The organism is Glutamicibacter sp. AOP12-B1-11 (assembly GCF_052379245.1).
Lineage (GTDB): Bacteria > Actinomycetota > Actinomycetes > Actinomycetales > Micrococcaceae > Glutamicibacter.
This window is the reverse complement of the sequence record NZ_JBQSYL010000030.1, coordinates 12722-30115: the sequence shown is the minus strand read 5'-3', so window position 1 is coordinate 30115 and position 17394 is coordinate 12722. Positions and strand designations below refer to the sequence as shown.

The window sequence follows — 17394 nt, the reverse complement described above, 5'->3', positions numbered from 1 at the left end:
AAGGCGCATTCACCCGGGCCCGGTCGGCGGGTAAAGTCCAGTGCGGAAGAGCCCTCGCATCCGCAACGAATGCACCGAACAGGAAGAACTATGCACCGCCTTTCGCAGCTGCTGCACCGCCAGGTCCCCTCGCTGCCGCCGGCCGACTGGGAACGCGCGGCACCGTCGGCAACCGCGTTGCGCCGCGATATCGCGGTGGCGCTGGGCTTCTACCTGCTGGCGCTGCTCATGCTGGAACTGGTGCTCTCGCTGACCGAGACGGGCAAGAGCGCCGAGCGCCCGCTGGCCTTCGCCTTGCTTGCGGCCCTGATCCTGCCGCTGATGTTCCGCCGCCGCTGGCCGATCACGATGATGCTCATCTCTTCGGCCGCCTTCCTGATCGGCAGCTCCCCCGCCACGGCCACCGTCGTCATGCAGTTCTGCGCCCAGCTGGCCTACTTCCTGGGCCTGTACACGGCCGTGGCTTGGGCCCGCAACCGCCGCGGGCTGTGGACCGCGATGGCCCTGGTGCTGCTGAGCATGGCGGTGTGGCTGGTCCTCTCCTTCTTCACCAGCGACCTGTATTCGGCCGCGAACCAGCTGCTGGTCGAAAACCCGATGGGCTCGATCCCCGAAGAGCTGGCCTTGCCGCTGTACAGCTTCCTGATCAACGTGCTCTTCTTCGGCGGGGCGATCTTCCTGGGGCTGACCAGCTGGTCGAATTCCTACGCCAAATCCCTGGTGCTCGTCCAGGCCGCGCGCATCGCCGCGCAGGCCGAAGAGCTCGCGGCGCGCGCGGTCAACGCCGAACGCCTGCGCATTGCCCGCGAGCTGCACGACGTCATCGCCCACCACATCGCCTCCGTCGGAGTCCAGGCCTCCGCCGCCCGGCTGGTCCAGGACCGCGATCCGGCCCAGGCCATCGAACTGATGCGCGGCATCGAGTCCTCGGCACGCAGCGCGGTGGCCGAAACCCGTTCGCTACTCGGCGTGCTGCGCGAGCAGTCCCCGCAGGATCCCGAGACCGGCAATTCCGCCGCCCGCGCCCCGGAGCCCTCGCTGGCGGCGCTGCCCGGGCTGCTAGAGCAGAACGCCGCGCACGGGCTGCACGTGCAGCTCTCCGAGGACGAGCACGCCCCGGGCTTCTTCGCCTCCTTGGCCCCCGGCCTCTCGCTGGCCCTCTACCGCATCTGCGGGGAGGCGCTGGCCAATGTGCGGCGCCACTCCACCGCCCGCGCCGCCACGCTCGCGCTGCGCTCCGGAACCGACGCGCAGGGATCCTGGGTGGAGGTGGAAGTCACCGACGAGGGAGCCCCCCGCCCGGACAGCGCCGGCAGCGGCTTCGGGCTGCGCGGCATCCGCGAACGCGCCGCGCTGCATCACGGGCTGGTGGAGATCGGCCCGCGCACCCCGCGCGGCTGGCGCACCCGCGCCCGGCTGCGCCTGCCCGGATCCCCCGAAGGGAACTAGGCTAAGCCCATGAGCCAAATTACCGTCGTGATCTGCGATGACCAGCCACTGATCCGCTCCTCGCTGAAGCTCATCCTGGAAACCGATCCGCAGCTGCTGGTCATCGGCACCGCCGCCAACGGCGCCGAAGCCGTGGAGCTGATCAGCACCCGCACCCCGGATGTCGCGCTGATGGACATCCAGATGCCCGCATTGGACGGCATCGCGGCCACCGCGCGGCTCGCGGGCACCGTGGACACCAAGATCATCGTGCTGACCACCTTCGACCGCGAGGACTACCTCTTCGACGCGCTCGATGCCGGGGCCAGCGGCTTCCTGCTGAAAAACGCCGAACCGGAATTGCTGCTCAACGCGGTCCACCAGATCCACGCCGGATACGCGCTGCTCTCCCCGGAGGCCACGCTCAAGCTCATCGCCCGCAAGACCAGCGCGCGCCCCGGCACCTCGGCACCGGGCGCAGAGAGCGCGGCGCTGCACGCGCTGACCGCCCGCGAACGCCAGGTGCTCACCGCGCTGGCCAGCGGCAAGAACAACCAGGAGATCGCCGCCCTGCTGGCCCTGTCCGAGGCGACGGTGAAAACCCACCTGTCGAATCTCTTGGCCAAGCTCCACCTGCGCGACCGCGTCCAGGCGGCCCTCTACGCCCACCGCGCCGGGCTCATCCAATAGTTTCATCCCCAAGCATCAGGCGGATCCGCCCCGGCCTTCCTAAGCTGGAAGGCAAGCGAAGAGATTCCCAAGCCAGAAAGACCGAGCATGCTCGAACTTCAGCAGATCACCCGGTCCTTTGCCGGAACCAAGGTCCTGGACGAGGTGAGCTTCACCGTGCCGCGCGGGGCGCTGACCGGCTTCGTCGGTGCCAACGGCGCCGGGAAGACCACCACCATGCGCATCATCATGGGACTGCTCAACGCCCACGGCGGCCGGCTCACCCTGGACGGGGCCGCCCTGGACGCGCCCACCCGCCCCAACTTCGGCTACATGCCGGAGGAACGCGGGCTGTATCCCAAGCAGCCGGTGATCGACCAGCTGATCTACCTCGGTCAGCTCCACGGGTTGGCCCGCGGCACCGCACGCACCCGCGCGATGGACCTGCTGGCCCGCTTCGGCCTGGCGGACCGGGCCAAATCCAGGCTGGAGGCCCTTTCGCTGGGCAACCAGCAGCGCGTGCAGGTGGCCGCCGCGCTGCTGCACGAACCCGACGTGCTGGTGCTCGACGAACCCTTCAGCGGGCTGGACCCGTTGGCGGTGGACGCGATGAGCTCCATCCTGCGCGACTACGCGGCCCGCGGCGTCCCGGTGCTCTTCTCCTCGCACCAGCTGGATCTGCTCGATACCCTGGTGGACCACCTGGTCATCATCCAGGAGGGCAAGATCCTGGCCAACGCCCCGGCCAGCGAGCTGCGCACCGCCCAAGCCAGCAGGCACCGCCTGGCCCTGGGCGCCGACGCCGGCTGGCTGCGCACCGAGCCGGGGGTCGAGGTGATCGACCTCTCCGGGCAGCACGCCCTGGTCAGCTTCGGCACGCCAGGCGACGCGCAACGCGTGCTGGCCCACGCGCTCTCCCGCGGCACGGTCACCGAATTCGCCCTGCACCGCCCCGCGCTGGCGGATATCTACCGGGAGATCATCGCATGAACACCCTTGCCACCCCCGCCTGGCTGATCGTCACCCTGCGCGAAGTCGAAACGAAGCTGCGCGACAAGGCCTTCATCATCTCCACCCTGGTCACGCTGTTGCTGATCATCGGTTCGATCGCCGTTACCGGATTTCTCGCCACACGCACCACGCAGTTTTCGGTGGCGGCCACCGATCAGGCCAGTCTCACCGTCCTCAACCAAGCGGCCTCGGACGCCGAAGACCAGCTGAAAATCAACGTCGAACAGCTACCGGCCGATGATGCCACCGCGCAACTTGATGTTGGGGAGCTTGATGCCACGCTGAGCCAGGGCCCAGCAAATAAATTTACGCTCACCGGATCCGATGAAGTCCCGGACAAACTCCATGGGGCGCTGCGCGAAGCCACCGAGAAGGTGTTGACCGCGCGACTGCTCACTTCGGCCGGGCTGAACGCAGATCAGCTACCGGGCGACGGTGCACTAACGGTCACCCAAATGCATGGGGACGCCGAACGTGCCTCCATGATCAAGGCTATGGCGTTCCTCTTCTCCTTCTTGTTCTATATGTCAGCACTCATCTTCGGCATGCCGATAGCCAACTCGGTGATCGAAGAAAAACAAAACCGGGTAGTGGAGATCCTCGCCGGCGCGATCAATCTGCGTCAGCTGCTTGCGGGCAAAATCTTGGGTAACGTGATTCTCGCGCTGGCCCAGCTGCTGCTCTTCCTCTCCGTGGGCCTGTTCGCCGCCTATCTATCACCAGTTCAGATCCCGTTCCTTGGAGTCGTCTCGCAAGTAGCCGGCTGGTTTGTGGCCTTCTTCCTCGTCGGGTTCCTGGTCCTCGCCGGAATCTGGGCGACGCTGGGAGCACTAGCCAGCCGTACCGAAGACCTCCAACAATCCTCTGGGCCGGTAGTCGGTGTGTTGATGGCGGTGCTGTTCATCGGAATCTACGCCAAGGACGGATTTTTGGTCATCGCCTCCTATGTGCCAATTGTTTCCTCCGTCGCGATGCCAATCCGCCTGCTCGGCGGTGAAGTCTCACTGGTTGAACCGCTCATCTCACTGGCCCTTACGCTGGCTACCTGCTGGTTCACTATCTTGTTCGCCGAACGGATCTACCGCCGTGCGGTGATGCACACCGGCGGGGCGCTGACCCTGCGCAAGGCGCTCAAACTGGAACTCTAAACCGCCAATATAGCCAGTACACAGCCGCGCTGACTACACTTGATTCGGTGACCGAGAACAAACCCCGCATGCAGCTTTCAGCCCTGTCCATCTTCATCTGGTTCGCGGTGATCCTCGGACTGGCCGGCAACACCGCGCTAGCCATGACCCATCTGGTCTTAGGTTCGAACGCCTTGGTAGTAGTCAGCCTCTGGGTGCTGCGCTGCCTGGTACTAGCCACTTTTTGGTTGTTGCCAATCACCCGTGCGGCAAAAATCTTCGGCATCGGAATCATCATGCTTAGCTTCCTGCTCGATCTGCTGCTCAAGCTCCCGGTGCTGGGCAGCGTGGAATACGGCGACTGGTTCTTCGTCTCCGCGCTCGATCTGACCGGCGCCTACACCGGCTACTTCCACACCTTGGGCCTGATCCTTCCGCTGGTGGCCCTCACCGGCTGGTTCATCCTGCGCCCGCGCGGTGCCGCCGGCTGGATCGTGGGCCTGGCCAGCGGGCTCGGCTTTGGCTTCCTGGCGCTGGCCGCCGCGCAGGCCCCCGAGGGATCGCTGACCCTCTTCGTGCTGGCCACGCTCGCCCGCTATATCCTTCCCGCGCTGCTCTCCGTGGCCGCCGATGCGCTGGCCGCGCGCTACCGGGGCCAGTTATCCGCAAAATCCTGAGCCCCCGCCCCGGCCGACAAGCTCAACGCGCTGCACCCGCTGATTGAACTCACGGCCAATTCCGGCGGCAGCGGAGAACTGCCGGTTTGCGCCCGCGTCTGGCTGGACGGCGGCGAGACGAGACTGGCAAATCTGGCATCATCCTGCCTCAACCGTCACCCGGCGATCGAGCTTGGCCGGATCGAAGCGACCGTCCAGGGCGGGCTGCTCTGGACGGTCCTGCCCCACTGTCTGGATCCGGATCAAGTACCGCGGAGTGACTGCAGCTGGAACCCCTAGGGCTCCGGTGTGAGCCTGCGGCGGTTGCCCGCGGCCAGCATCAAAATCGCTCGCGCGGGGGATGCAGTTCCCCCGCGCGGGTGAAGCGCTCGGCAGCGGCGCGGAGAAGAATCGAACTATGAGCACATACACACTCCCCCGATTGCTGCTGGCGGCCACCGCCGCATCGTTGTTCGCCTCGGTCCTCGGCGCGGTCTGGTTGCTGCACCCGGCCGACTCATTTTTTCACGCGAAGCAGACCGCCACCCTCATCGCGGCGCTGACCTCCGGCGACACCGCTACGCGGGTCTTCCTGATCACCGCCCTGGGCGCGCTGGCCACCGGTGCCGCGTCACTCTCCGGCGCACTGGGCCGTCGTGGCACGATGGCCGGCGCGGCGCTGCTGACCCTGGTGCTGGGTGCGGGTTTCGGCAGCAGCGCGACGCTGACCAGTGCCGGCTACCTGCTCGCGCTGTGCATGCCGTTGCTGCTCGTCGGGCTGCTTGTCCAGGTGATTCGCCGCTACCCCGCGGCCCGCTGGACGTTTGGCGTGCCGGCGCTTGTGCTCCTGGCCGGTGCGGCGGTGCTGGGCCGCGAGGCGCTGGGCAACCTGGCCACCACCTTCGTGGCGCAACTGGCCGGCCAGGGCGCGAACTTGTTCGGACCGTTGCTGCTGCTTCTCGCGCTCCTATGGGCCGCAGTGACCATCCGCTGTGCCCGGGGCACCGAATTCGTCGCCCGGGCCACCAGCTGGGTCACCCGGCACCGGCGCGTGTTCACCATCATCGCCGCCTGCGGGCCGCTGCCCTACGCATTGGCCCGGCTGACCTGGTTCACCCCCTGGCCGATATTCGGCGGGGACGCGGCGGCCGACCCCGCGACCCGCATCTGGGGCATCACGCTATCCTCCGGCGCGTGGCTCGGCGCGGTGCTGACCGTGGGCTTGCTCCGCCCCTGGGGCGAGAACTTCCCGCGCTGGGTGCCCTGGCTGGCCGGACGTCCCGTCCCCGTCATGGCCGCGGCACTGCCGGCCGGGGCGGTTGCCGCGATGCTCTGCTTCACCGCGGTTCCGCTGCTGGTGCAGGCAGCAGCGTCCGAGAGAAGCTTTCTCATGGCTCTGGTGTTCCCCTGCTGGCTCTGGGGACCGGCGCTGGCGCTGGCCGCCTGGGGCTACGTCGGGCACCGCCGGATCACCGGCCCCTCGGGGATTATCCGGACTCCGGCCCCTAGCCCGCACAGCGGCTCATAGGCAAGGATAGAGCCATGACCACCGTATCCCGATTGCTCCGGCAGTTCGCCTGGTTGATGTCCGGCGCCGCAATCGCCACGGCAACGATCATGGTGGTCATGGTCCTGGTGTACACGGTCGCCGAAGCACCGGCCAGCCAGGGGGCAATGCAGCCGCGGCTGCTCGGTGCGATCGCCGCCGGGTCGATTCTGCTCGGCGCGGCCCTGGGCTTGGTGCCCGGTGTTCGCGAGGTGGAGGTCAGCGCAGCGCGAACCATGCTCTCCAGCCGCCAGGAGCTGGTCGCGCCGCTGACAGTGCGCCCCGCACACCGGATCCAGACGGTCCTCTGGGTCTTGTTCCACCTGGCGGGCGGCCTCTTCGTGGCCAGCTGCCTGTTGATCGTTCTGCCGCTGGCCGGCTCGGCGGCCTTCGACCTGTTGACCGCTCGCCCCCTGCCGCTGGGGCTCGCTGCTCCGTCGACCGGACCCGGTCGATGGCTCGGAGCCATGCTGGCGGCGCTGACCGCGTTGGCCGCGCTGCTGTCCTGGTGGCCGCTCGGGCTGCTCGCCGCCCGGCTGGTCGGCAGATTCCTCGGACCCACCACCCATGACCGCCTCCAGCTGGCCCTGGCCCGGGCCGATCGGGAGGCCGAGCACAACCGCATCGCCCGAGAGCTGCACGATGGCATCGGGCATGCGCTGAGCATCGTCGGCATTCAAGCGGCCGCCGGCCGCCGGCTGGCACGGCGCGACCCGGAGATGGCGGCGGAGCGATTCGACACCATCGAATCCACGGCCCGTTCGGCCATGGCCGAGCTCGATGCGATGCTGGCCGTGCTTCGGGGCGGTGCCGCGGCGCCCTCCCACACCGACCTCGGAAGCCTGGTCGAGACTCACCGGCGCAACGGCATGGAGCTCCGGGCGGCCATCGAGCTGCCCGAGGATCTCCCCGAGATGCTCGGCCAGCAGCTGGCCGGCATCGTGGCCGAGCTGCTGAGCAACGCGCGGCGCCACGGCGCCACGGCGCCGGCGGGGAGGTTCGGCTGCTGGTTCGGCACACCGGCAAATCCCTGGAGCTGCGTGTCGAGAACGCACCGGGAGCCGGCGGCAGCCGCCCCGGCGGTGGGCGCGGTCTGCTCGGGGTGCGCGAACGGGTGGCGATCTGCGGCGGCACCGCGGACATCGGGCTGCACGAGAATCGCTGGACGGCACGCATCGAGTTGCCGCTGCTGAGGAAAGGACACGGTTCATGAACGCTGGCGCGACCCCGCCCGGCGCGCACGGCGTGCGCGTACTGCTCGTTGACGACGAACCTCTGGTGCGCCAGGGGTTCCGGCTGATCATGGAGACCGAGGAGGACCTGGAGGTCGTCGGGGAGGCCTCGGACGGCGCGCAGGCCGTGGATCTGGTGCGGCGCTCGAAACCCGATGTGGTGTGCCTGGACGTGCGGATGCCCGATGTTGATGGCATTCGCGCCACCGAGCTGATCCTGGCGTTGCCCGATCCGCCGAAGGTGCTGGTGGTGACCACCTTCGAGCACGACGACTACGTGCGCGGGGCACTGGCGGCCGGGGCTTCGGGCTTCCTGCTCAAGCGCGCCACCGCCGAAGAGCTGGTGCAGGCGGTGCGCACCGTCGCCCACGGATCCAGCCTGCTTTTTCCCGAGGCCGTCCGCGAATTGCTCCGGCCCCGGGCCCGGAGCACGGACTACACCGGGCCCCCGCTCACCACGCGTGAGAGCCAGATGCTTGCCCGCATCGCCCGGGGCATGACCAACGCGGAGATCGCAGCGGATTTGGTGCTCGGAGTTGAAACGGTGCGGTCCCATGTTTCCTCGCTACTGGCCAAGACCGGCTCACGCGATCGGACCCAGGTCACCGTGCTGGCGTACCGGACCGGTTTGGTCGAGCCCTGATATTCTGCCGCGCCGCACTTCGAGCGCCAACGGCACAGGCCGGCCCGCTCCCCGGAAGGAAGCGGACCGGCCTGAGTGCTGCGCGCCGAGCTCTAGCGGACTAGATCAGCCCGTCGCTGAGGTGGTTCGGCGTACCGAACCGGTGCGCGGTGATCGATACCGCCTGCTCGTGCAGGAACGGCAGCAACTCCACGCGTCCGGCGCCGGTGACCGGCGAGGCGTAGATCGCCACATCGGGCTTGCCGTCGGTGGCCTCGGCAACTGCCTTGGCCGAACCGCCGATCAAGCGGATGCGCGAGGCCGCGGTCGGCCCCTCTTTCGCGGCCAGGCGCGCGGCCCGGGCGGCGAACGCCTCTGCATCTTCGCGGACCACCGTCACCGAGTGCTCGGCGAACAGGTTGCGCACCCCGCGTGGCAGGTCCGCATCCGCGGAGAAGATCACCCGGGAACCGGCGGTCACCCCGGCGGCCACCACGCGCAAGGCCTCGGTGATGCCGTGCCCGCTGGAGGCGGCTTCGAAGCGCACGGTGACATCCACCGGCTTGTAGCGGAAGATATTGCGCTCGGCGGCCAGTCCCGAACGGTCCTTGGCCGCGTTGAACTCCTGGTGCCACCACAGCTTGTCGCTGCCCAGCGCACCGCGCAACCAGTCGGCGTCTTCGCCCGATAGCTCCGCGGCGTTCAGCAGCCGCTCGTCGAAGGCCGACAAGGTGGCCGTTTCGGTCACCGGTGCATCGCGCCAGCTGCCCATGCCGACCAGGTAGTTCGGGCCGCCGGCCTTGGTGCCCGCGCCGATCGCCGAGCGCTTCCAGCCGCCGAAGGGCTGGCGCTGCACGATGGCACCGGTGATGCCGCGGTTCACGTAGATGTTGCCGGCCTGGATGTTCTCCAGCCAGTAGGCCATCTCCTCCGAATCCAGCGAGTGCAGCCCGGAGGTGAGCCCGAAGTCGATGTCGTTGACTATTTCGACTGCTTCTTCAAGGCTCTGCGCGGTCATCACGCCCAGGATCGGACCGAAGTACTCGGTCTGGTGGTATTCGCTGCCGCGCTGCACCCCGTAGCGCACGCCCGGGGAGTAGAGCTTGCCCGACTCGTCGAGCTGCTTCGGCTCGATGGCCCAGCGCTCCCCTTCGCCCAGGGTGGTCAAGCCGCGCGCGAGCTTCTCCCCCGGCACGTCGATCAGCGGTCCCATCTGGGATTCCGGGTTCCACGGGTAGCCGACGGTCAGCGATTTCACCGCGTCGATCAGCTGGCTGTTGAAGCGGCGCGATTCGGCCACCGAGCCGACCAGCACCACCAGCGAGGCGGCCGAGCACTTCTGCCCGGCGTGCCCGAAGGCCGAGGCCACCACATCGCGGGCGGCCAAGTCCAGGTCCGCATGCGGGGTGACGATGACCGCGTTCTTCCCCGAGGTTTCGGCCAGCAAGGGCAGATCCTTGCGGAAGGAGCGGAACAGCTGCGCGGTCTCGTAGCCGCCGGTGAGGATCAGGCGGTCAACGCGCTCGTCGGAGACCAGCTGCGTGCCGAGCTTCCGCTCGCCGGCGAAGACCAGCTGCAAGACGTCCTGGGGCACTCCCGCATCCCACAGGGTCTGCACCATCACCGAGCCGATGCGCGCGGCCAGCGTGGCCGGCTTGATGATCACCGCGGACCCGGCGGCCAGCGCCGACATGGTCGACCCGGCGGGGATCGCCATCGGGAAGTTCCACGGCGGGGTGACCACGGTCAGCTTCGAGGGCACAAAGCTTGCCCCGTCGACGTTTTCCAGGTCCAGGCCGCGCTGCGCGTAGTAGTGGGCGAAGTCGATCGCCTCGGAGATCTCCACGTCGCCCTGGTCGATGTTCTTCCCGCATTCGGAGCCGAGCACCTCCAGCAGCATCGCGCGGCGCTCTTCGAAGAGCAGCCCGGCACGGTGCAGGATCTCCGCGCGGCCGGCCACGCCCAGCGCCTGCCAGCTGGCCGAGGCGTCCACGCCCGTGGCGATGGCCTCATCCATTTGCGCGGTCGAGGACAGGGTATGGGCGGCGACCAGGTCCTTGCCGAGGTTCGAATCGCGCATTTTGGACAGGATCTCCCCGCCCCAGGCGCGGTTGGCGCCCAGGTTCGGGTCGGTGTCCGGGGTGTTGAAGAACTCGGTGGTTCCATCGGCGAATCCGGCCACCACCTCGGTCAGCGAGGCGTCGGGCAGCTGGCGGTTCTGCACGCGGTGCGTTGCGGGCACCACGTCGGTCAGGTTTTCCAGCGAGGCGAGGAAGCGGTTGGTCTCACGCTCGAACAATTCCTCGTTCTGCTCCAGTTCGAAGACCGCGGACATGAAGTTTTCCTGGCTGGCGCCTTCTTCGAGGCGGCGGATCAGGTAGGCGATGGCCACGTCGAATTCGGCCGGGTGAACCACCGGGGTGTAGAGCAATAGCTCGCCCACGTCGCGGCGCACCGCTTCGGCCTGGCCGGTAGCCATGCCCAGCAGCATCTCGAACTCGATGCCGTGCTGCACGCCGCGGGCCTTGGCCAGCAGCCAGCCCAGCGCCACGTCGAAGAGGTTGTGCCCGGCGATGCCGATGCGCACGTTCTGCACATGTTCCGGGCGCAGCGCGTATTCGAGCACCGACTTGTAGCTGGTGTCGGTGTCCTGCTTGGAGTGGCAGGTGGCCAGCGGCCAGCCGTGGATATCGGCTTCCATGATTTCCATCGGCAGGTTCGCGCCCTTGACCACGCGCACCTTGATCGGCGCGCCGCCGGCGGCCACGCGCGCGGCGGAGAATTCCTGCAGCTCGATCATCGCGCCCAGGGCGTCGGGCAGGTAGGCCTGCAGCACGATTCCGGCCGAGAGGTCCTTGAACTCCGGCAGCGACAGGAGCTTGGTGAAGACCGCGATGGTCAGTTCCAGGTCCTTGAACTCTTCCATGTCCAGGTTGATGAACTTCTTCGCGCTCGCGTTGTTGGCCAGCTCGTAGAGCGGGCGCAGCTTGTCCACGATGTGCTCCACGGCCTCGTCGAAAGCCCAGTGGTTATGCGGGGCCACGGTGGAGGAAACCTTGATCGAGACGTAGTTCACGTCGTCGCGGGCCAACAGCTTGGAGGTGCCCTCCAGCCGACGGTTCGCTTCGCCCTCGCCGAGGATCGCCTCGCCGAGCAGGTTCACGTTCAGGTTCACGCCTTCGCGCTTGATCTTGGAGATCGCGCCGCCCAGCTTGCTATCCGAGGCGTCGATGATCAGGTGGCCGACCATTTCACGCAGCACCTTGCGGGCCACGGGCACGACGATTCCCGGCAGCAGCGGAGCCATGGTGCCGCCCAGGGCGACGGCCTTGCGCAGATACCACGGCAGGAAGGCCGGCACCATCGGGGCCAGCCGCTTCAGGTTGCTGGCCGCGACCTTTGGATCCTCGGGGCGGATCACGCCGTCGACGAATCCCACGGTGAAGTCCAGGCCCTTGGGATCTTTCAGTACTCCCGCGAGGCGCGCCGCAGAGGCGTCGACCGGGAATTTGGCGGCTTCGGTCAGCCAGTGGCGGACCAGAGCGATGGTCTCATCGGCAAGTTCTGTGGGGTGGGTCAGTGGCTTGCCTGTTGCGTCAACCGCCGGAGCGACGGTTCGCAGTGAGGTGATAGAGGATGACATATTTGCCGTTCCCTTCGATGCAGTTCGTCCTTATATTGATACACCGATCGCGAATTTCGTTGTGGCTGACGAGCTTACGGAATCACCGGATAGTTGGCCGCGAAAATGCTGTGTGCAAGATCGAGTATGACCCCAACTTTGATTAAGCAAAAGTGAACAAACCCGAAGAGCTTCGTTCGGGTTTGCTAATGTATTAATGGGTGCGCGAAACGCCCGGGCATAACTTCACTTAACATCCGCGTGAATAGGATATGAATCAGTGCTTGAACTGCGACGATTACGTCTCTTAAGGGAACTAAGCATCCGAGGAACGATCGCCGAGGTTGCGGATGTGCTCCGCTACTCCCCGTCCTCGGTTTCGCAACAGCTCAGCCAGCTCGAAGACGAAGCCGGCGTCGAGCTTTTGCGACGCATTGGACGCAAGCTCCAGCTGACTCCGCAGGCCCAGGTTCTCGTCGCCCATACCGAGGAATTGCTCGGCTCGATGGAACGCGCCGAAGCGGACCTGGCGGCGACCATGTCCAACGTCTCGGGCACCGTGCGCCTGGCGGTTTTCCAGACCGCGATGCTCGCCATCATGCCGCCGGTGCTGCGCAAGCTGCACTCCGTGCATCCGCATCTGCGCGTGGAGATGACCCAGCACGAGCCCGAGGAAGCGCTGCACGAAACCAGCGCGCGCAACTTCGATCTGGTGATCGCCGAACAGTACCAGGGGCACGCGGCACCGATCTTTGAAACCCTCGATCGGCGCCACCTCGCGCACGACCCGATCCGCCTGGCGCTTCCGCTGCACGGCGGCGAGGGCAACGCCGAATTCGACCGGACCGCTTCGCTGGCCGATGCCGCCACCCTCCCATGGGTGATGGAGCCGCCCGGCGCGGCAAGCCGGCACTGGGCGGAGCAGTCATGCCGCATGGCCGGATTCGAGCCGGACGTACGTTACGAAACGGCCGACCTTCAGGCACATGTCACCCTGGTCGAGACCGGCACCGCGGTGGCGCTGCTGCCGGATCTGGTGTGGACCCAGTTCGAGCGGCAACTGCGTTTCGTGGACCTGCACAACGCCCCGGTGCGCACCATTTTCACCGCGATGCGGCACTCTTCGGCGCGGTCCCCGGCGATCCAGGCGGTGCGCACGCTGGTGCACGAACAGCTGGCAATTCAACACGAAACCGCGGAACTCGATTCTGATTCTGCGCACTAGTTCGATACGGTCTTTTAAGTTACAAATCCATAACGAGCAGGGAAGGTAGCCAAGACAAATAGAAAAATAAGTGCAATAGTGGTGACTCGCACCACTAGATCCGCGGTTCGCCGGGCGATAACACGCGCCGGTGAACAAAAAACGGCAATGAGGAAAAATGTCTGACCAGACTTATCAGATCATCGCAATCGCTTTTTACATGGCCGTGATGCTTGGCATCGGCTATGTAGCTTTCAGGCGAACATCGAATATCGACGATTACATGCTCGCAGGCCGTGGCCTGAAGCCGTGGGTGGCAGCGCTATCCGCAGGTGCAAGTGACATGTCGGGCTGGCTGTTGATGGGCCTGCCCGGCGCCATCTACCTTGGCGGCCTGCACGAAGCCTGGATCGCCATTGGCCTGCTGATCGGTGCCTGGGCGAACTGGAAGTTCGTCGCCCCTCGCCTGCGTTCCTACACCGCCATCTCACAGAACGCGATCACCATTCCGAGCTTCTTCGAGAAGCGCCTGAAGGATCGCAAGCACCTGCTGCGCATCGCCTCGGCGGTCATCATTCTCGTGTTCTTCACCTTCTACGTGTCCTCGGGCATGGTCGCCGCCGGCAAATTCTTCGAAGCTTCCTTCGGCTGGCCTTATTTGAACGGCATGATCTTCGTTGCCGTCATCACCTTGCTCTACACGCTGTTCGGCGGCTTCCTCGGAGCCTCGCTCACCGACGTGGCCCAGGGCCTGCTGATGTTCACCGCGCTGATCGCGGTGCCGATCGTCGCCGTCATCCAGATGGGCGACTTCGGCTCGCTGGCCTCGAAGATCACCGAGGTGAACCCGGAAGCCTTCAACCTGTTCTCCTCCTTCTCGGGCAGCAACTGGTTCCTCGCGGTCGTGGCGATTTTCTCCACCGCCGCCTGGGGACTGGGCTACTTCGGCCAGCCGCACATCATCGTGCGCTTCATGGCGCTGCGCAGCCCGGGCGAGGCCAAGACGGCACGCCGCATCGGCATCGGCTGGATGTTCCTGGCTTCGGCAGGCGCCATCGCCACCGCACTGGTGGGCGTCGCCTACTTCGCCGACGAACCGTTGACCGATGCCAGCAGCGAGACCGTGTTCCTGCTGCTCAGCCAGATCTTCTTCCACCCGCTGATCGCCGGCTTGGTGCTGGCGGCCGTGCTGGCAGCCATCATGTCGACGATGTCCTCGCAGCTGATCGTCTGCTCCTCGGCGTTGGTCGAAGATCTCTACAACATCACCGGACGCAAGGCCTCGCCTAAGGCACTGGTGATGCTCGGACGCACCGGCGTGCTGATCGTGGCGGTGATCGCCACGCTGCTGGCGCTGAGCCCGAGTTCCTCGATCCTGGACCTGGTCTCCTTCGCCTGGGCCGGTTTCGGCGGCTCCTTCGGCCCGATCGTGCTGCTGGCCCTGTACTGGCGCAAGCTGACCGCTCTGGGCGGCTTCGCGGGTATGGTTTCCGGTGCCGCGGTCGTCTACATCTGGGGCAACATCGACGTGCTTGCCAGCAACATGTACGAGATCGTGCCGGGCTTCATCGTCTCGCTGGTTGTCGCGTGGCTTGTTTCGCGGGCGACCTTCAAGCCGAACGCGGAGATCGACGCGGAATTCACCGCCATGGAAGAAGAACTCGGCGCGAAGGTTACCGCCTAGCGCGCACCTCGCTCTTCTTCACGAAACCGGCGCCCGCCGACTGCCCAACGGCACTCGGCGGGCGCCGGTTTTCTCCTTTAATCACCGCGTCGCCTCCGGGGCCGGCGCGACACTGCAGGGCAGCTCCGGGCGCGCATCACGCCCCGGCACAGCAAACCGAAGTAGCCTTGGAGAAGTCCGAAGTTTCTGATCAACTCGAAGGATGATCCGAGAATGGCGCAGATGCTCAATAAGTTCACCCGCTGGCAGCGCAGCGAATCGCAGTACCTCGCCGCGGACCCCGAGGCCGTGTATTCCATCGTCGGCAACCTGGCGCAGACCGGCAGCTGGATGAAAAGCTTCGACGGCTTCGTGGTGCACGATGACCAGCGCGGGGTAGGCACCAAGGTTGACCTGCGCCCGCCGGGCAAGCTGTTCGGCCCGCTGCACCGCGCCACCGCCCCATCCGGTTCGATCACCCGCCGCAATCCGGCCCAGCGCATGGTGGAGTTCACCCAGCCGCAGCCCGGCGGGGACATGGTCTTGCGCTGGCAGGTCGACTCCGCGGGCAGCGGCGCGCTGCTGCGCTTCACGGTTGCGCTGCGCGGGATCGGCACCGCCGCCTTCAAATTCAGCGTCGCCAATGCGCTGTGCGCCGACTTCGCGCTGGCGGCCGCCCGCCTGTTCAAGGTCATTCCACCGGCCGCGCACCGCACCGTACCGGCCCATGTGGTCATCTCCGGGGGCCGCGGCTTCCTGGGCCGCAATCTGGTCGCCGAGCTGGTCTGCCGCGGCGCCTCGGTCGCGGTGCTCACCCGGAACGCGGAACCGGACTTCCCGGCCGAGCAATACCCCTGGGACGGGCGCCATCAGGGGGCCTGGGCCAGCGCGCTGACTCACGAAAAGTATCCGGTGCACCTGATCAACTTGGCCGGCGAGCGCGTGGACAAGCGCAATACGGCCGAGAACATCGCCAAGCTGACCGCCTCGCGCGTGCAGAGCACCGCGACCCTGGCCGAGGCCGCGGCGGCGCTGGAGACCCCGCTGGCCAGCTGGATCCAGTCCAGCACCACGGCGATCTTCGGCGATGGCGGGGAAACCGAATTCACCGAGGACAGCCCGCTGCCCGAAGGCGCACGGGCGCTGCCGGAAATGACCGGCGTGGCCTCGGCCTGGGAGCAGGCCTTCAACGACGCGCAGGTCAACGCGGCGCGCAGCTACGTGCTGCGCACCTCGTTGGTGATGCATCCCGATGCCCCGCTGCTCAAGCCGCTGAGCCTGCTGGTGCACACCGGCATGGGCGGTCCGCTGGGCAGCGGCAAGCAGTGGTTCAGCTGGATCGGGATGGAGGACTGGCTGCGCCTGGTGCGCAATCTGCTGGGCCTGGAAACTCCGCCGATCCCCGCGGGCGTTGTGCACGCGGCGAACCCGCACCCGCTGCGCAACCACGAGGTGATGGCCGCGCTGCGCTCGATCGCCGGGCTGCCCGGGCTGCCCACCGGTTCGCTGCTGCCCAAGCTGGGCGCCGCGGCGCTGGGTTCCAACGCCCGGGTGGCGCTGACCGGGCGCAAGGTCACCAGCCGGGTGCTGGCCGACGCTGGATTCGACTTCGCGCAGAACGACTTCGCCGCCACGCTACACGGCGAATAGCCGCCCTCCGCGCTTGCGTGCCGAAAGCACCATCGCGGTCTTGATCTGCACCATCTCGCCCCATTCGGTGTCCGAGATGAACCGGTACAGGTCCTTCTGCGTGCGCACGGTGACGTCGACGATCAGCTGGGCGTCCCCGGCAACGGCCGCCGCGTAGCGCACCTCGGGCAGCAGCCGCAGGCGCTGGCCGAGGGCCTCGACGCTGTGCGGGGAGGTCTGCACCCACAGCAGCGCCTCCACGGGGAAGCCGAGCAGCGCCGGTTCCACCAGCGTGCGGATGCTGATCTGCTCGCCGCGCAGCAGCCAGTCCACCCGGCGGGAGACCGAGGATTCGCTCATTTTCACCTGCCGGGAGATCGCATCGATGCTCGCCCGGCCGTCTTTGCGCAATACCTCGATGATCATCGAATCGTTTTCGGTGAGCCCGGGGGCCGGATTCCATTCGGTCAGCTCCCCGCCGGTGGCCGGGGTCAGCGCACGCTCCTGGGCCTCGCTGACCGGTTCGGCGCGCCAGGCGCGAATGGTCTTGAAGTACTTCAGGATCGGATAGACGGCCAGCGCATTCACCCCGGGGGTGGCCGGCAGCTGCATGGTGAGGATTTCGGCCAGGTCCCCGTCGTAATGCAGCTCGGTGACCACGTCGCTCTGCCCGGTGACCATATAGCTGAAGCTGGTATCCGGACGTTGGGCCAGCGCCTCGCAGGCCACCCGCACGGTCCCCGGCGCACAGGTGAAGGAGGCGACCAGCGACCCGGAACGGTGCGCGATCGCCGCCACCGAAACTCTCCCACTCTCCAGCAGCGCCTGGCCATAGCGCGCGACGGTCCGTTCCGGCTCGTGCAGCACCCTGGCGATCTTCCGCCAGGTGGCCCGCCCATCGATCTGCATCGCGATGACGATGCGGCGTTCCAGTTCGTTGAAAACTTCGTGCTGCGCCATGCGGCTTCCCCTCGGTGACTAAATC

At 66.9% G+C, this 17394-nt stretch carries 13 protein-coding genes; 11 read left to right on the top strand and 2 right to left on the bottom strand.

The genetic code is table 11. The annotated features are described in order from the left end of the window. Positions 1 to 90 precede the first annotated feature (90 nt). The 8 genes from ACT3UQ_RS16160 (at position 91) to ACT3UQ_RS16125 (ending at position 8312) form a co-directional block, all read left to right on the top strand. Positions 91 to 1449, top strand: a complete 1359-nt coding sequence (locus ACT3UQ_RS16160; protein WP_181148608.1) for an ATP-binding protein — start codon at positions 91 to 93, stop codon at positions 1447 to 1449. A gap of 9 nt (positions 1450 to 1458) precedes the next feature. Further along, a complete protein-coding gene (locus tag ACT3UQ_RS16155; protein WP_096286730.1) occupies positions 1459 to 2118 on the top strand; it encodes a response regulator in 660 nt (219 codons plus the stop codon). 87 nt (positions 2119 to 2205) lie between these two features. Further along, complete coding sequence (locus ACT3UQ_RS16150; RefSeq protein WP_096286728.1) at positions 2206 to 3087, top strand: ABC transporter ATP-binding protein; 882 nt, start codon at positions 2206 to 2208, stop codon at positions 3085 to 3087. Beyond that, positions 3084 to 4256 (top strand): ABC transporter permease, encoded by a 1173-nt coding sequence (locus ACT3UQ_RS16145; protein ID WP_096286726.1) that lies wholly within the window; start codon positions 3084 to 3086, stop codon positions 4254 to 4256. The genes ACT3UQ_RS16150 and ACT3UQ_RS16145 overlap by 4 nt, the downstream gene beginning before the upstream one ends. A gap of 47 nt (positions 4257 to 4303) precedes the next feature. Further along, positions 4304 to 4912: a hypothetical protein gene (locus ACT3UQ_RS16140; protein WP_444637534.1), complete on the top strand. Its 609-nt coding sequence runs from the start codon at positions 4304 to 4306 to the stop codon at positions 4910 to 4912. Positions 4913 to 5309: 397 nt separating this feature from the next. Beyond that, positions 5310 to 6419, top strand: coding sequence for a hypothetical protein (locus ACT3UQ_RS16135; protein WP_444637533.1), 1110 nt, complete (start codon positions 5310 to 5312; stop codon positions 6417 to 6419). Between the two features lie 14 nt (positions 6420 to 6433). Further along, the gene (locus ACT3UQ_RS16130; protein ID WP_444637532.1) at positions 6434 to 7630 is read left to right on the top strand and encodes a sensor histidine kinase; all 1197 of its coding nucleotides are present in this window, start codon (positions 6434 to 6436) and stop codon (positions 7628 to 7630) included. 16 nt (positions 7631 to 7646) lie between these two features. After that, a complete protein-coding gene (locus tag ACT3UQ_RS16125) occupies positions 7647 to 8312 on the top strand; it encodes a response regulator (RefSeq protein WP_444637531.1) in 666 nt (221 codons plus the stop codon). A 100-nt stretch (positions 8313 to 8412) separates the two neighbouring features. Here ACT3UQ_RS16125 and ACT3UQ_RS16120 read toward each other — a convergent pair whose 3' ends face one another. Further along, the gene (locus tag ACT3UQ_RS16120) at positions 8413 to 11934 is read right to left on the bottom strand and encodes a bifunctional proline dehydrogenase/L-glutamate gamma-semialdehyde dehydrogenase (protein WP_444637530.1); all 3522 of its coding nucleotides are present in this window, start codon (positions 11932 to 11934) and stop codon (positions 8413 to 8415) included. A 259-nt stretch (positions 11935 to 12193) separates the two neighbouring features. On the opposite strand from ACT3UQ_RS16120, the gene ACT3UQ_RS16115 reads away from it, so the two are divergent. The 3 genes from ACT3UQ_RS16115 (at position 12194) to ACT3UQ_RS16105 (ending at position 16430) form a co-directional block, all read left to right on the top strand. After that, positions 12194 to 13138, top strand: a complete 945-nt coding sequence (locus ACT3UQ_RS16115; protein WP_444637529.1) for a LysR substrate-binding domain-containing protein — start codon at positions 12194 to 12196, stop codon at positions 13136 to 13138. A 157-nt stretch (positions 13139 to 13295) separates the two neighbouring features. Beyond that, positions 13296 to 14801: a sodium/proline symporter PutP gene (putP, locus tag ACT3UQ_RS16110; protein ID WP_105554498.1), complete on the top strand. Its 1506-nt coding sequence runs from the start codon at positions 13296 to 13298 to the stop codon at positions 14799 to 14801. A gap of 213 nt (positions 14802 to 15014) precedes the next feature. Continuing rightward, positions 15015 to 16430: an NAD-dependent epimerase/dehydratase family protein gene (locus tag ACT3UQ_RS16105; RefSeq protein ID WP_105570265.1), complete on the top strand. Its 1416-nt coding sequence runs from the start codon at positions 15015 to 15017 to the stop codon at positions 16428 to 16430. On the opposite strand, the gene ACT3UQ_RS16100 is transcribed toward ACT3UQ_RS16105, so the two are convergent. Further along, positions 16416 to 17369: an Lrp/AsnC family transcriptional regulator gene (locus tag ACT3UQ_RS16100; protein WP_105554496.1), complete on the bottom strand. Its 954-nt coding sequence runs from the start codon at positions 17367 to 17369 to the stop codon at positions 16416 to 16418. The two genes, ACT3UQ_RS16105 and ACT3UQ_RS16100, sit on opposite strands and share 15 nt — an antisense overlap. Between the last annotated feature and the right edge of the window lie 25 nt (positions 17370 to 17394).

Coding starts and splice junctions, on each gene's coding strand:
- ACT3UQ_RS16130 (WP_444637532.1), top strand. CDS start 6,434: ATGACCACCGTATCCCGATTGCTCCGGCAGTTCGCCTGGTTGATGTCC.
- ACT3UQ_RS16145 (WP_096286726.1), top strand. CDS start 3,084: ATGAACACCCTTGCCACCCCCGCCTGGCTGATCGTCACCCTGCGCGAA.
- ACT3UQ_RS16120 (WP_444637530.1), bottom strand. CDS start 11,934: ATGTCATCCTCTATCACCTCACTGCGAACCGTCGCTCCGGCGGTTGAC.
- ACT3UQ_RS16125 (WP_444637531.1), top strand. CDS start 7,647: ATGAACGCTGGCGCGACCCCGCCCGGCGCGCACGGCGTGCGCGTACTG.
- ACT3UQ_RS16105 (WP_105570265.1), top strand. CDS start 15,015: ATGGCGCAGATGCTCAATAAGTTCACCCGCTGGCAGCGCAGCGAATCG.
- ACT3UQ_RS16160 (WP_181148608.1), top strand. CDS start 91: ATGCACCGCCTTTCGCAGCTGCTGCACCGCCAGGTCCCCTCGCTGCCG.
- ACT3UQ_RS16100 (WP_105554496.1), bottom strand. CDS start 17,369: ATGGCGCAGCACGAAGTTTTCAACGAACTGGAACGCCGCATCGTCATC.
- ACT3UQ_RS16135 (WP_444637533.1), top strand. CDS start 5,310: ATGAGCACATACACACTCCCCCGATTGCTGCTGGCGGCCACCGCCGCA.
- putP (WP_105554498.1), top strand. CDS start 13,296: ATGTCTGACCAGACTTATCAGATCATCGCAATCGCTTTTTACATGGCC.
- ACT3UQ_RS16155 (WP_096286730.1), top strand. CDS start 1,459: ATGAGCCAAATTACCGTCGTGATCTGCGATGACCAGCCACTGATCCGC.
- ACT3UQ_RS16150 (WP_096286728.1), top strand. CDS start 2,206: ATGCTCGAACTTCAGCAGATCACCCGGTCCTTTGCCGGAACCAAGGTC.